Source organism: Maribacter sp. 6B07 (assembly GCF_002700155.1).
Classification (GTDB): Bacteria; Bacteroidota; Bacteroidia; order Flavobacteriales; family Flavobacteriaceae; genus Maribacter; species Maribacter dokdonensis.
Map to the genome: position 1 here is coordinate 670,051 of NZ_PDUT01000001.1, position 15,375 is coordinate 685,425.

Sequence of the window (15,375 nt, forward strand, 5' to 3'; positions counted from 1 at the left end):
AGCTATTTTTTATTATATAAATTACAATTATACTACCAATCTATATTAATTGGTCATATTGTCATTTCAATACTTACTTAACGATCAATTGGCTATTAACTTTATAATCTCTTTTAAGATTATCATATTTTTGTAATATGAACGAACCTTTAGCTGAACGTGTACGCCCTAAAACATTAGACGAATATATTAGTCAACACCATTTGGTGGGTGAGAAAGGCTCGCTTACGCATCAAATTAAGAAGGGTATTATTCCCTCTTTAATTTTATGGGGACCTCCTGGCACGGGAAAAACAACTTTGGCCAATATTATAGCGGAAGAAAGCAAAAGACCTTTTTATGTTCTTAGTGCTATTAATAGCGGAGTTAAGGACATACGCGAAGTTATAGATAAAGCTAAACAAGCCGGTGGTCTATTCACTGCAAAAAATCCGATTTTGTTTATTGATGAGATACACCGTTTTAGTAAGTCTCAACAGGATTCACTTTTAGCGGCCGTAGAAAAAGGTTGGGTCACATTAATTGGTGCCACTACCGAAAATCCTAGTTTTGAAGTAATACCCGCTTTACTCTCTCGTTGCCAAGTATATATTTTAAATGCCTTTGGAAAAACCGACTTGGAAAACCTTATCAAAAGGGCAATGGAGAAGGATTCGATATTAAAGTCTAAAAAAATAGATCTTAAGGAAACTGAAGCTTTATTACGAATATCTGGAGGAGATGGCAGAAAACTATTAAATGTTTTTGAATTGGTAGTTAATTCTGAAGAAAGCGACACCGTTGTTATCACCGATGAATTGGTACTTTCCAAGGTTCAGAAAAACACCGTACTATACGATAAGACAGGAGAGCAGCATTATGATATTGTTTCTGCATTTATTAAATCTATACGCGGTAGTGACCCTAATGGAGCAGTATATTGGTTGGCTCGTATGATAGAAGGTGGTGAAGATATTAAATTCATTGCGCGTAGAATGCTCATCTCTGCCTCTGAGGATATTGGTTTGGCAAACCCTACGGCTTTGGTCATGGCGAACACCACTTTTCAGGCGGTAACAACTATAGGTTATCCAGAAGCACGTATAATACTTAGCCAATGTGCTATCTATTTAGCTACGTCGGCAAAGAGTAATGCCAGTTATATGGCAATAGGCAAAGCACAACAGACAGTTAAGCAAACAGGTAACCTATCTGTTCCTCTACCTTTAAGAAATGCACCTACAAAGCTAATGAAAGATCTTGGTTATGGTCAAGAATATAAATATGCCCATGATTACCAGAACAATTTTGTGAATGCAGAATTTTTACCGGATGAAATTACCGGTACTACATTTTACAAACCTGGTAACAATGCGAGAGAAAAAAACCTTAGCGATTTTCTAAAGAACAGATGGAAAGACAAGTATGATTTTTAGAACTTAATATTCAGTTCTTCTTTAACCAAAGTATCGTTTTCATAATATTCAAAAACCCAAGTACCATCTTTTTGGTAAACCATACCATTCTTAGAATCGGTCTTTGCCATAAAAACATTTTCCGTAGAACTGTTCATTAAATTCATTCTCACTTTAGGCGAACTATCTACCAATTGATATCCGGTTTCAGTAGCTTGTGCATACCAAATATCTTTAATTGCAGACTTATTAACCTCTAAACTCTTAAGAGCCGGCTTATCCATTTCCGCCTTTTTAATATTAGATGCTACGGGAGTACGATCTTTATAATACTGTGTTTTCTCGGTTTCTTCTGAAACAACGGTAGCTTCTTTTTTAACCGGCATATCTGCCATTTCTTTTTCTGCTTCTATTACCTTTTTGGCAGAAGATGGGTCCAACTTTTTAACATCATTTTTGTAACTAACCGTAATAGCCTCATTCTTTTCATTTTTACCACTGTATGAATAATTCATTCCATTAAATGAACGCATAGATTCCCTAATAGCTTCATTGTAGGCCACTTTATATTGCTTTTCTTTACTAATGCCCTGCATACTACTGTACACAATGTTGTCATTACAATCAATCAAATTGATGATCGTTTTGGTAGAAAACATAGTACTATCATCTTGCAGATCTGCAATTACACCTAAACATCTGTTGAATTTTAAATCTTCCGGTAATTGATCGTCATATACCGTAGTAAAACCTTTACCCGTAAAAAGGTATTTTATCAATGTACTTGTTTGATGCTCGTTCATGTTCTTGAAAGCATCAAACTTTTTTGGAACAATAATATACTTGTAATCGTCCAAGTTTGCTTGGGCAAAAGTTGCATACCCAATGAATGTAAGAAGAATTGTAATAACTGTTTTCAAAACGACATAAAATTTAAATTCAATGTAATATATGAAAAAAGCATGCCAAAAAATTAAAATAGAGGTAAGAAGATGTACTATTTTCCACTACCCCATGAAATGATATTTAAACCGAACTGAAAAGAGGCATAGTTACTATCGGCTATATTATTATAAGATAATAAGTTGTCTGCCATTATGTAAAAATTAACGGGTCCGGCCTGTAGATTCATCCCTAAGCCTAAATTGGTATAACTAAATTTATCTACAGTATAAGTACCTTTAAATGCCAAAATATTGCCTATTCTACGTGTATAAAACCCAGTTAAAGCCATTTGTGGTCCCCTTGGCCTATTGATCATATAGAATTGTCCCCCAAAAGAATTTCTATACTTTGTTCTCAATTCTCCTCCACCAGAAGATCCCGCCGTACAATCACAATTCTGCAGTCCACTATTACCAACAGGTTCTCCAAAATCATTTCTAATAGAAGCATATAGCTTTGTTGGTCTAAAAGTGATATAGTTTTTAGTATTTGTATCAAATGGCACAGCAGCTTCAACTTCATCTACCAAATCTTGCCAAAAATCCCTATCCAGACTGGCAAAATTTTCTAAAATATCTATCTCTATACCTTCAACAGTGGTATTTCCTTCTAAACTGTAACTTTTAGGATCACTAGAATGGTATATAAAACCTATATCTAACAAACTACCTGTTACCGTAGTTCTTTCACTCAAATGGTAAGTAAACCCAACATCAATTCCTACACCTAAGTCTCCACCAAAAAGCGCCCTATTTATAATTTCATTGGTAAGTAAATCATCATCGCTTGCATTATCCAAATCTTGAAAACCAGAGGTCTGTAAAAGCAGATCGGCATTTAAGGTTGATGATATAATATTATTCCGACCTTCTATGTTTCTTAAGGACCCACTGTTACGCGTTGAACTGTAATCCACAATACCAGAATAAATTTTTCCCCTAGCACCTATGGTTAAATAACGGTCTACCTTTTTGTTTATCCCAAAATGTAAAACGTTTACCAAAGACCCACGGGTTTTTAGGTCTCCTAAATTATAACGTCTCCCTAGCTGCCCTGCATTGCCGTCAAAAACTAAAAAAGCGTAGTCTTGGGGCCAGTAAGTAATATTATCCATTTCCAAATACCCTCCAAAAGAAAAGAAGTAATTAGGATTTCTACCTCTAAAACCGCCCGTAAGATATTCTAATTGAACTGTTGTGCTAAACTCATCTCTTGGACCAAGACTATTTAAGGCACGCTCCCTAAATTTTACATTAATGTCCAAACCATCATCTGCAAAGAGGTCATGAACAGAAATACCGTTAGACCCAAAATTACCGGAAATACCGGATAGCAAGGGTACACCTGCAAACCATTTAAAATCTGATTCAACACCAGGGTTTAAGGAAAGTGATTGAGGTATTTCGTTAAAATCATAGAGCAGTTGTTTATTTTGAGCTCTGACACCCACTACAAAACAAATAGCAATAACAAAAAGGCAATGGTTGAATCTCATTGCAGTTCTAATGTAAATTGTGCACTAGAACGAAGCTCTATTGCCGAGTCTGGAATATCGGATTCACTACTATTATCCCCTAAATTAACAGCGGTCAATCTTATTTTAGATGTTGTTCTAATGATATCCAAACTTTTACCTGTTGGACCGTATGCCACATCTCTGCTTAAAACAGAAGTTGGTGCCGGATCCATACTAAACACTTCGGTATCTATAACATTTTCATTTACATCTAAAAATTCAAGTCTTATTTCAATAGGTTTACTTGTTGTATTTTCCAGCTCATAGGTTAACACACCGGATATTACCCTCTCAGTAAAAAAAGGTTCTTCAAACGCATCAAAATTAAAATCTTGGGTAAAAAAATTGAGTCCGGATACTCTATTGATCAAAGTCTCTTGAGCCTTTACGTAAAAAATACTAGCTTCATAACTAGGAACAATGGCCAGCTCATCTATTTGATCAAAGTCTTGATTTTCAGAACAAGAGGTTAATATTAGGAAACCTAATAATAGCATATATATAGTGCGTAACCCTTTCATCGACCCTACGAAGTTTAAAATAAGACAGAAATCTGTACTATTAGTAACTCTATAAAAACGATTTTATTTCTTCCAAATCATAAATAATAGGTGACAGATCATGCTTTTTTTCTTTATGCGCATTAAAATGAATGGTATAAAAACCCAAAGCTTTTGCCCCCATGATATCCGCCTCTAGACTATCTCCGATCATAATTGAACATTCAGGTGTGGCACCTGCCTTATTTAAAGCTAAATTGAAAATGATAGGATTTGGTTTTTTGACTCCCGCCATCTCAGAATCTATAATTTGGTCAAAAAAATCATAAATCCCAGAATTTCTTAGTTTCCTTTCTTGTACCTCTTGAAAACCATTGGTAATGATATGTAGCTTATACTTAGGTCGTAAATAGTTCAATACTTCAATAGTATTAGGAAACAAAGCATTAAATGAAGACAAGTGATTAATGTATTCTTCGGATAATAAATGAATGACCTCATCAGAAGCCGGGTAATCCAATTCATCGAAAACAGATTTTAATCTTTGGTAGCGTAATTCTGCTTTGGTTATCTTCTCTTCACGGAAAAGTCTCCAAAACTTGAGATTAGCAGGTACATAAACTGCTAAAAAATCATGCAGTTCTATATCGATATTTTGCTCGTTAAAAATTTTCTGAAATGTATTTGCAGAGTTCTTGTCAAAATCCCAAAGGGTATGATCTAGATCAAAGAAAACATTGGTAACCTTATTGTGGAACATATTGTTGTTTGATTATTTCGGCATATAAAGACATCCAATCCCTATCTTCTTTATTGCCTAAGACCTCATTAGAGAACATTGTAATAAGCGTACCATTTACTTTACGTACCTCATTAGTCAACGCTTTTACCTGACTTAAAACATCGTTGTCCTTTTTAATTTTTGATAATGAAATATCATGTATAGCAAACGGATGTATTTTTATTGGCTGCTTTACCTCTAATGGTATATCATAAAACTGAAATGCCGTGCATGTTCCGGCCCTAAACCCAAGTTCAAAGGTATATCCCATGGTATAATCATTTGTAAACTCGGCTGCAATTAAATTACGATAGGTTTGTGGCACATCTACCCTATTATATCTCATTTTAGAATTGTTCACTGGTCTATTTATGACCTCTTCCAAATTTGCCTTTTCTTTCTTCAACAGCTCTAAATCCGAAAATGAACTATAACTCGCCGCCATGGAAACGGGCACATAATCTGCCACGTACTTTATAAGCGACTTAAATTTCATACTATTGGTAGAAACATTTTTATCGTACTTGGAATAATCTGCAAATTGAAAAAAGAAATTACATTTTACCTTATATCTTTTATGTAAATCTATGAGCTCTGCATAATTGTCATAAGGATCTTTTTGTCTGTTCAATCCTACTGCAATACGCTCGTAAACACGTTTAAATTTCAACGTCCCCAAATCCATCAACATACCCACCAAACCACGTACAACGCCCCGGTTTGCATAACAATGTGATGTAGCTACATCTATAACGGATATAAAGTCATAAGATTTGTGTTTAAATTCCAAATCTTCAAAACGTTCCTTTAGTGCTTCTAATAATTTATAGGCCCAAATATCAACAACTGGTTTTAAAAGAAAACCATTCTGGTAGGCTACACTATCTTTAGGAGAAAATCTGCCATGAATATCCTTTACGTGTGGCAAATACTCTTCATACCTAGAAAGCATAAAAAAACTGGCAGCAAAAATATCGAAAGGTAAAGTACTTTTATCACCTGTCTGAAAAAAGCAAGGTGTACCTTCCCAATCACCAATGTTCAATTGAACATCGTTAATGCCTTGCTCAAACAACAATTCATTACTACGAACAAAAAATTCATTCTGTAAGGGCTGTTTTGTATACGTGATTTTTGCCCCCGTATGTTTTATAAAATCTTCGACTTTGGTGGTGAAATCAATCTCAATCCCCAAAATACCCACAAAGATATGCCTCATAACATAGGTAAGGCGCGGTGTTATTTTATGTGTGTAGATCAATAACATTTATAGCATATTTTCATCTGCAAAGCTATAGTAACTTTTTTGGGTAATGATCAAATGGTCCAACACTTTAATATCTAAAGTTTCACTGGCCGTTTTAATCTTTTGGGTAATCTGTTTATCTGCTGCACTAGGTCTCAAAGTGCCAGATGGATGGTTATGGGCTAATATTATAGCAACCGCACCTAACTCTAACGCCTGTTTCATTACAATTCTCACATCTACAAGGGTACCTGTTATACCACCTTTACTCAATTGAGCCTTATGTAACACTTTATTGGAATTGTTGAGAAAAAGAATCCAGAATTCTTCATGTTCCAATTCTCCCAGCATGGGATGTAAAATATGGTAAGCGTCTTTACTACTACCTATTTTCTCAATTTTAGGAGCATCTTCACCTCTTCTTCTTCTACCCACCTCTAAAGCTGCCGCAATGCTTACTGCTTTGGCTTCGCCAATACCTTTGAAAGCCATTAACTGCTTTATGGACAATCTACCCAATTCATTTAAATTGTTATCCACCGATGCCAAAATACGTTTTGAAAGCTCAACTGCGCTTTCTGATCTACTACCCGAACCTATCAAAATAGCGATCAATTCTGCATCGGACAAAACAGCACGGCCTTTGTTGACCAGCTTTTCTCTTGGCTTATCATCATCTGACCAATTTTTTATGGAGAACGAAACGGATTTATCCTGCATTGGCTAAAGATACAGAACAAATTATTTTATGCTAAATTTATACATCAAATTAAAATCATGAAATCATTATTAACAAAAGAAGCATACGAAGAAATTAATCAAAGAATTGATCTTTTAACCCTAAACTCAGAAAAAGGATGGGGTAAAATGAGCGTTGGTCAAATGTGCTGGCACTGTCAATACCCTCTACAATTGGCTATTAAAAACAAACCTAACAATTCAAAAGGAAATTGGTTCATAAAGACTTTCTTCAAAAAATCATTGTACAATGACAAACCGTGGAGAAAAAATATGCCTACAGCTCCACAATTAAAAGCTAAGGAAGATAAAGACTTTGAAACGGAGCATAAACTATTAAAAAAATTGGTGAGCGATTTTTATGCCGTAAAAGACAGAGAAGAATGGCACCCACACCCAGCTTTTGGTACTTTTACAAAAGAACAGTGGGGTCAAGTTCAATACAAACACCTTGACCATCATTTAAAGCAGTTTGGAGTATAACCTGGTTGTTGGTTGTTGGTTGTTGGATAGAAACAAAATCAAGTTCAAAAAGACTTCATACTTTGTTCTCTTTACCCTTTACTTTATTCCAACTTTGTATTCCTCCTTAACTCAACAACCCGTGCAATTTGTTTAAATCGAATCCGCCATAATTACCTGAACTCATTAATAACAGCGTAGTATCCTTGTAAGATTGTGTTTCTAAATAATCATGAAATGATTTGGCGTCCGTAAAGATTTTTAAATCGTTGCGTTGAAATGCTTCTGATATTTGATCAGCGGTCACCGCCTCTAATTTCTTTATGGCTACAGATTCTGGCAAGAAGAAAATGACCGCTTCATCTGCAGCATCTAAGGCGCCCTTATATTCCTTTAAAAATTCTGGATTAAAACTGCTGTAAGTATGTAACTCCAAACAGGCTGTCAGTTTTCTATTTGGGTATTGTTCTTTAACTGCTCTGGTAGTTGCCGCAACTTTACTTGGTGAATGTGCAAAATCCTTATACGCAATACTGGTTGCTCCTTCTGCAATTTTCTCCAATCTTTTAGATGCGCCTTTAAATGTAGCTATGGCCTCATAAAAATCTTCCTCATCTACTCCCATATTCTGGCAAATCCATTTTGCCCCCGCTAAGTTGCTTAAATTATGTTTACCAAAAACCTCAATTGGCATTGGTCCCTCATTAGTTTCTAAAAGGGTTTCTCCGTCTTCTACAGTATATTCTGGTGTGGAATATGGTAATTTTCTAATGGCATTTTCAGAGGACTCTACTACATCTTTTACAGTATCATCTTCAACATTATAAGTAATAGAACCACCGTTTACAATACTATCTACAAATATTTTAAACTGCTCTACATAATTTTCAAAAGTTGGAAATACATTAATATGATCCCAGGCAATTCCACTTAGTAAGGCAATATTAGGTTGATACAGATGGAATTTAGGTCGCCTATCTATTGGAGATGACAGGTATTCATCGCCTTCTAAAACGATAAAATCATTATCCTCTGTTAAATGCACCATGCGATCAAAACCATCTAATTGTGCACCTACCATATAATCCACATCAATATCATGAAAATTAAGTACATGCAAAATCATTGAGGTAATGGTGGTTTTACCGTGACTACCACCAATTACTACCCTAGTTTTATTTTTTGATTGTTCATATAAAAATTCAGGATAAGAATAAATGGTAATTCCTAAATCTTGGGCTTTCAACAATTCAGGATTATCTGCTTTTGCATGCATACCAAGTACAATTGCATCTAGATCCATAGTGATTTTTTCAGGAAACCAACCAAATTCATCAGGTAATAATCCCTTGGCATCCAATCTAGATTTAGAAGGTTCAAAAATGACATCATCACTTCCTGTAATAATGTATCCTTTATGTTCCAAGGCCAACGCTAAGTTATGCATGGCACTTCCTCCTATCGCAATAAAATGTATTCGCATTCCTAAATTTTAGGTGGCAAAGATACGTATTGTCCAATTAAATCTATGGAATACCTATAAGCTAAGGCCAACGGTTACATGTAAAAAGTGTAATCATATATCGATGAAATACACATAATTTTAACACTTTCTAACAGTTTTAGTAGTATTCACCTTACATTTTAAGTGTTTTACAACAAATAATTTCCTACATATAGGAACAAAAATACCTTAGCAGTTATCAAAAACATATTCAGCAACCAACCCCCTGTGAATGAATAACCTAAAATTCAAGCTCTTAACATTTCTGTTTTTCTTGACCGGCATTCTAAGCCAAGTTCAAGCTCAATGCGCCGGTGAAAATGCAACAGTTGAAGTTTGTGAGAAAGACGCCGATGTTGCTAATCGTAATTTTGATTTATTTTCTAGATTAGGTGGCACACCTACTTCTGGTGGTACATGGGCAACCAACAACCCCGAAAATTTTTATGCCTTAAACCAAAATACGGGTATCGTAGACCTTTGGCGAATTAATAATTATGGCACCCATTCTTTTGTTTACACCAATGCGGATTGTAACCAAAGTGCAACGTTAACCATAGTTCTTGGAGGATACCCCGGCGAAGATAATATAGATGGTAGCGCTAATGCATGTGGTGATGACAGTAGTGTGAACTTACATGGTTTTTTAGGCAGTAATGTAGACGGTAAAGTACAAGATTTTAATGGCCTGTGGGAAGAAGACCCTGCAACTTTTACCGGTCAATTAAATGAAAATTTATTCAATGCAAGAGAAGCAGGACCCGGAATATACAATTTTACGTATACGGTACCTGATGTAAATGGTTGTTCAGGAAGAACCTCAACAGTAATATTAGAGGTGCATCCACCACCAAATGCAGGTACTGCACCCGTTCTAACCTTTTGTGCAGGAGATGATCTATCGGCTTACACCGCATTTGATCTTAGCGAACATTTAATAGGCGAAGACCCTAACGGCACCTGGACAGAAAATGGAACCAACCAATTAAGTGACCTTAATGATACTATCATTAATATTGAAGAAATATATAACAATTTTGGGTATGGAGATTTCACTTTCAATTACACCGTTTTCCCCAGCCATCCGGTTTGTGAAAAAAGAGTGTCTGAAGTAAGCATAAGAATATTACCCATATTAGATGGCACAATTGCTGCTGATGATATCTGTGTAGGGGAAAGCTATGTTGTTGAACTAGCTTATGACAATACGCTTTTACACAATGGCGATTTTATACTACAGTATCTCGTTAACAATGACGTAGGTGAATCGCCAACAACTTTGATTGACGGCAATGGAAGTTTTGTAATTGACCAAGGTTTGGTGCCTCTAAATGAAGAGGTTTCCTTAGAAGTTATTGGTATAAGAAGTGTAACGCCTCCCCGAGATGTTTGCCCAAGAGTTATAGTACCACCTACCACTTTTTTAGTAACAAGTTCAGATATTACTGCTGAAAATATATGCATACAGACAGAAAATACCATTCAAATTATTGAAATTCTTGATGCAGACGGCAATTTTGCAACTGGCAACTTCTCTACGACGTACGCATTGACAACTCCTGATGGAAGTACCACAAGTTCTCCAACATTTGAGCTTGAATTCACCAATGGTACTGCTTCATTTATAGTGCCTGAGAGTAATTTCACTTTGGACGGGGAATACACTATTAGACCTACTATTTCAGGCATTTACGCAACAAGTTGCCCATTGGTAGATACTTTTACAGTTACCCCTTTACCGGATGCCATTCAACTGGACCTCATTGTAGATAACAGTTGTGATGCAACACAAATAGATGTTTTGGTAGATGCACCTACGCTACCCAATGGTACATATACGATAACCTATGATGTTACCGAATTAGGTTCCAATACCGTGCTAACCACGAATACGATCAACTTTACAGGTGGTACTGCCGCCTATCAAATAGACGTTGATGCCTTACCTACCGGTAATTATACCGCAAGTGTACGCAGTATTCAAAACGATACCACCCCTTGCCGATTGGACTTTGAGTTCGAAGAGACCGAAAATTTTTCCCGAGGAGGTGTTCCAGATGCCCCACAAGCCGTTGCCAACCAGATATTTTGCATTAGCGAATATCCTGATGGAGCTACATTAATAGATATTGAGGTTACAGCAGATGGAGATGTATTATTCTATGATACCGAAACGGACAATAATATTCTGCCCATTTCCACGGCACTGGTAGATGGTGAAGATTATTATGTAACCAATAGTGATCCACTCACCAATTGCGAAGGTACCGATCGGGTTCAAATTACGGTAAGCTTTAGTAATCCCGATGCCCCAACGGCAAGTACGGTTAATCCGCTTTTTTGTGCGGAAACGAATCCGACCCTTTCCAACATATCTATTGATATTACCGCAGGTAGTTCTATTACTTGGTTTGATACCGCTACCGGTGGAAGTGAATTAGCAGCATCAACTATTTTGGTTGACAATCAATCTTACTTTGCAGCCACCAACAGTAACGGTTGTAACAGTTCCGATCGTTTAGAAATAATCCCTACAGTGATTACTGTTACCCCAACATCTTTAACTTCAGATATTTTACAGGTCTGCGGACTGGATAATCCGACCATAACAGACTTAAGATCATTGGAAAATGAAGCCGACTTTGAAGTACGTTGGTTTATTACCGAAAACGGCGGTTCGCCATTACAAGATGATAACTTGTTACTAGAAAATACCACGTACTACGCAGAAAATTATGATTCACTTACCGGATGCTCTGCTGCAACAAGGGTTCCCGTTACCATAGATTTCAGTGATTGTGACCCCGAAAATTATGATTTTTTCATCCCGGACGGATTCTCACCGAATGCCGATGGCAAAAACGATACTTTCTTTATTCCTAATATAGAAACCATATTCCCCAATTTCACATTAGAAATATTGAACAGATACGGCTCCACATTATTTAAAGGTAATATTTCCAATCCTGCCTGGGATGGTAGTAATGGATCGTCAACAGCACCTAACGGGGTATATTTCTACATTATTAACTATAACAAAGGTAATGCCGCACCTATTCAAGGGCGTCTATACTTAAACAGATAACCCATGCACAAAAAAATTACAAACACAACTTGGGGCATCTGCATAGTTATGCTTCTGTTCTTAATAAAACTGCAAGGTCAACAAGACCCACAGTATACCCAGTACATGTACAACATGAACGTGGTAAACCCTGCATATACCACCAATGAACCAGGAATGCTCAATTTTGGTACATTATACAGGACCCAGTGGGAAAATGCGGTAGGCGCACCAAAAACCCTAACCTTCTTTGCCCATACACCACTATCTAAAAAAATTGAAATGGGCACCTCTATAATATCAGATGATATAGGAGACGGATCTTTAAAAGAAAACAATATCTATGTAGATTTTGCCTACATTTTGAAACTCGATGAAAAGAGCAATTTAAGCTTAGGATTAAAAGGAGGTATTACCACATTTGAAACCAATTTCAATGGCTTTAGGTTACCAGAAGTACAAGATGATCCAGCATTCAATGAAAACCTTAATAACACCTACCCTAATATTGGCATTGGAGCTTTTTATAATCGTGACAAGTTTTATGCCGGTCTGTCCATACCCAATTTACTGACATCTAAACATATTGAAAATAAAGATGGTATTACACGTTTGGGCGCAGAAGCCATTCATCTTTTTGGAATGGCCGGTTATGTGTTTGACGTAAATTCCAATTTAAAATTAAAACCATCTATTTTAACAAAAATGGTATCCGGCGCACCTGTAACAGCAGATTTTTCGTTCAACGCGCTGTTCAATAACCGTTTAGAAGGAGGAATTTCTTATAGAACAGATGACTCGGTAAGTGCCATGTTCAATATTTCCATAATACCCTCACTACGTATAGGTTATGCTTATGACTATACCTTATCAAATTTAGGGGCATTCAATAATGGCTCACATGAAATATTTGTATTGTTCAACTTAGACCTTTGGGGACTTAAAAAGGGCTATGATAAATCTCCTAGATTCTACTAATATGAAAAAAATACAATTATACTTCATCATTTGTATCGGCATTTTTCAAACAGCTTGGTCTCAACAAGACTTAAAACGTGCCAATGATCTGTTTACCAAAGCCCACTACGCAGATGCCATTTCCTTGTACGAAGCTGCCCTGCCCAACAATAAAAATAGTGAGGTTATTAAAAATTTGGCAGATAGCTACTACCATACCTTTGACCTTAAGGCTGCTGCACGTTGGTACCGTTACTTAATTTCAAATTATAGTGATAAGGTTAACGAGCAGTATTATTTTAAGCTAAGCCAGTCATTAAAAGCTATTGGCGAATATGAAGAAGCAAATAATGTTCTGACCGATTTTTACACCAAGGAAAGCAAGCTAGAACATCTAGAGAAGTTAAAACAAGATATTGCATATCTAGAAAATGTAAGTGCCATTGGTGATCGCTTTGCCATTGAAAACAGTAATTTCAATACTACGACCTCAGAATTTGGGGCAATGCAAATTGGCAATGCTATTTGGTATACCGCAACACAGAAAAAAAACAATCAAAAAACCTATAGGTGGAATAATCAAAATTATTTGGATATCTACACCCATGCCATTGACAAGGAACATTTAGGGGATAGTATTAGTATAAGTTTATCCAATACGATAAATACCAAATTACATGAAGGATCTTTTACTGTCACTCCTGATGGAAAAACCATGTACTTTACCCGCAACAATTATAAGAATGGAAAACGAAAAACAGATGATGAAAAGGTTTCAAATTTAAAGATCTACAGTGCTCAATTATTGGACGGGGAATGGAAAAATATTACTGAATTACCTTTTAACAGTGATGACTTTTCAAATGAACACCCTGCTATTAATAAAGAAGGTTCCAAGTTATATTTCTCTTCGGACAGACCTGGCGGTTATGGTTCTTTTGATATTTACGTAGTGAATCTGCAGGATGATAATTCCTTTAGCACACCAGTTAATTTAGGCAGTATTATTAATACGGGTAAGAAAGAACAATTTCCCTTTATTGCCAGTGATGGCACCCTCTACTTTTCATCTAACGGGCACCCGGGTTTTGGGCTTTTAGATGTATTTATATCTATAAACGAAAAGGGTATTTTTCAAAAACCTGACAACTTAGGTTTACCCGTAAATAGTGGTTATGATGATTTTGCATATGTTTTGAACAGTGATGGCAATTCTGGCTATTTTGCGAGCAATAGACCCACAGGTAAAGGAAGCGATGACATCTATAGTTTTAAAGAAACCAAAGAATTAAAGATAGAGGACTGCCAGCAATTTATAACGGGCATTATAACCGACCGCACTACCCTACAGCCTTTAATGGATGTTACCGTTGATTTATTGGATAGCGAAAATCAGATCATTGAATCCCGCATTACAGCAGAGGACGGTGCGTTCAAATTCAATATTGACTGTGAGGCTATGTATACCGTAAAAGCTTCGAAAGCTGAATATGTAGGTAATTCAAAAAATATTGGTAGTTCAAAGAAAAGAAATGCCGAACATGATGCATCAATGGATCTTTACTCCGTTCATGAAAAGCAAAAGGCAGCCGCTTTGGCTCTGCAAAAGAAACAAGAAGCTGAAATATTACGTGCGGAACAATTGGCAATCAAAAAATTAGAAGATGAGAAAAAAGCCCAATTAATGGCAGAAAAACAAGCCAAGGAAAAAGCTGAACGCTTGGAGCAAGAGAGAATCATTGAAAAAGCAAAAACAGAAAAAGCCTTGGTAAAGAAAATTGAAGATGCCATAAAAACCGAAGAAGCATTGGTCAAAGAAACCGACCGAACAATTATAAAAACAGAAGAAATTCATTTTGATTATAGTCTTTGGTATTTAAGAAGAGAATCTCGAGAACGCTTACAGACGGTAATTGAAGTAATGAAAGAAAACCCAGGCATTATAATTGAAATTGGCACGCATACAGATATTAGGGGAAATAGCATATACAATAAAGACCTATCTCAAAAACGCGCAGATTCTGCAAGGGATTATTTAGTTAAAAATGGTATTGCATCTGCCAGGATAGTATCTAAAGGTTACGGCGAATCAAAACCCATTGTGGTTTGCGCCACTGAAAGCGCGTGCTCAGAAGAAGATCATGAATGGAACAGAAGATGCGAATTTGTGGTTATAGGATGGGACTATACCCAATAGTCTTAGTTAAAATCTGATCCAATTTTTCAATTCCAACATTTACAATTGAAATTGATTCATGTATCTTTAAG

12 protein-coding genes are annotated in these 15,375 nt (G+C 36.2%); 5 read left to right on the forward strand and 7 right to left on the reverse strand.

Features of this window, described 5'->3' with window-relative positions; genetic code table 11:
* Window positions 1-137 precede the first annotated feature (137 nt).
* Window positions 138-1,415, forward strand: coding sequence for a replication-associated recombination protein A (locus tag CSC80_RS02885; protein ID WP_099189634.1), 1,278 nt, complete (start codon window positions 138-140; stop codon window positions 1,413-1,415).
* On the opposite strand, the gene CSC80_RS02890 is transcribed toward CSC80_RS02885, so the two are convergent.
* From CSC80_RS02890 to radC, 6 genes are all read right to left on the reverse strand, one after another.
* A complete protein-coding gene (locus CSC80_RS02890) occupies window positions 1,412-2,314 on the reverse strand; it encodes a hypothetical protein (protein WP_099189636.1) in 903 nt (300 codons plus the stop codon). The genes CSC80_RS02885 and CSC80_RS02890 overlap by 4 nt on opposite strands.
* 77 nt (window positions 2,315-2,391) lie before the next feature.
* On the reverse strand, window positions 2,392-3,834 hold the full coding sequence (locus tag CSC80_RS02895) for a DUF5723 family protein (RefSeq protein WP_099189638.1): 1,443 nt from the start codon (window positions 3,832-3,834) through the stop codon (window positions 2,392-2,394).
* Entirely contained in the window at window positions 3,831-4,376 is a 546-nt protein-coding gene (locus tag CSC80_RS02900) for a hypothetical protein (RefSeq protein WP_091606629.1), read from the reverse strand. Before CSC80_RS02900 ends, CSC80_RS02895 begins: the two co-directional genes overlap by 4 nt.
* Before the next feature lie 49 nt (window positions 4,377-4,425).
* Entirely contained in the window at window positions 4,426-5,115 is a 690-nt protein-coding gene (locus CSC80_RS02905; protein WP_099189640.1) for a YjjG family noncanonical pyrimidine nucleotidase, read from the reverse strand.
* Entirely contained in the window at window positions 5,102-6,355 is a 1,254-nt protein-coding gene (locus CSC80_RS02910) for a polysaccharide deacetylase family protein (protein WP_236973313.1), read from the reverse strand. The genes CSC80_RS02905 and CSC80_RS02910 overlap by 14 nt, the downstream gene beginning before the upstream one ends.
* 48 nt (window positions 6,356-6,403) lie before the next feature.
* Entirely contained in the window at window positions 6,404-7,102 is a 699-nt protein-coding gene (gene radC / locus CSC80_RS02915; protein WP_058103845.1) for a DNA repair protein RadC, read from the reverse strand.
* 57 nt (window positions 7,103-7,159) lie between these two features.
* Between radC and CSC80_RS02920 the strand changes: the two genes are divergently transcribed.
* Entirely contained in the window at window positions 7,160-7,603 is a 444-nt protein-coding gene (locus CSC80_RS02920) for a DUF1569 domain-containing protein (RefSeq protein ID WP_091606640.1), read from the forward strand.
* A 106-nt stretch (window positions 7,604-7,709) separates the two neighbouring features.
* Here the strand turns inward: CSC80_RS02920 and CSC80_RS02925 are convergent, their stop codons facing one another.
* Entirely contained in the window at window positions 7,710-9,065 is a 1,356-nt protein-coding gene (locus tag CSC80_RS02925; RefSeq protein WP_091606642.1) for a Mur ligase family protein, read from the reverse strand.
* A 253-nt stretch (window positions 9,066-9,318) separates the two neighbouring features.
* Here CSC80_RS02925 and CSC80_RS02930 point away from each other — a divergent pair, with 253 nt between their 5' ends.
* Genes CSC80_RS02930 through CSC80_RS02940 form a run of 3 tightly spaced genes read left to right on the forward strand, consistent with a single transcriptional unit; the run spans window position 9,319 to window position 15,304 of the window.
* Window positions 9,319-12,171, forward strand: coding sequence for a gliding motility-associated C-terminal domain-containing protein (locus CSC80_RS02930; protein WP_099189644.1), 2,853 nt, complete (start codon window positions 9,319-9,321; stop codon window positions 12,169-12,171).
* 3 nt (window positions 12,172-12,174) lie between these two features.
* Window positions 12,175-13,128, forward strand: coding sequence for a type IX secretion system membrane protein PorP/SprF (locus CSC80_RS02935; protein WP_099189646.1), 954 nt, complete (start codon window positions 12,175-12,177; stop codon window positions 13,126-13,128).
* A gap of 1 nt (window position 13,129) precedes the next feature.
* A complete protein-coding gene (locus CSC80_RS02940; RefSeq protein ID WP_180268576.1) occupies window positions 13,130-15,304 on the forward strand; it encodes an OmpA family protein in 2,175 nt (724 codons plus the stop codon).
* Window positions 15,305-15,375: the final 71 nt, after the last annotated feature.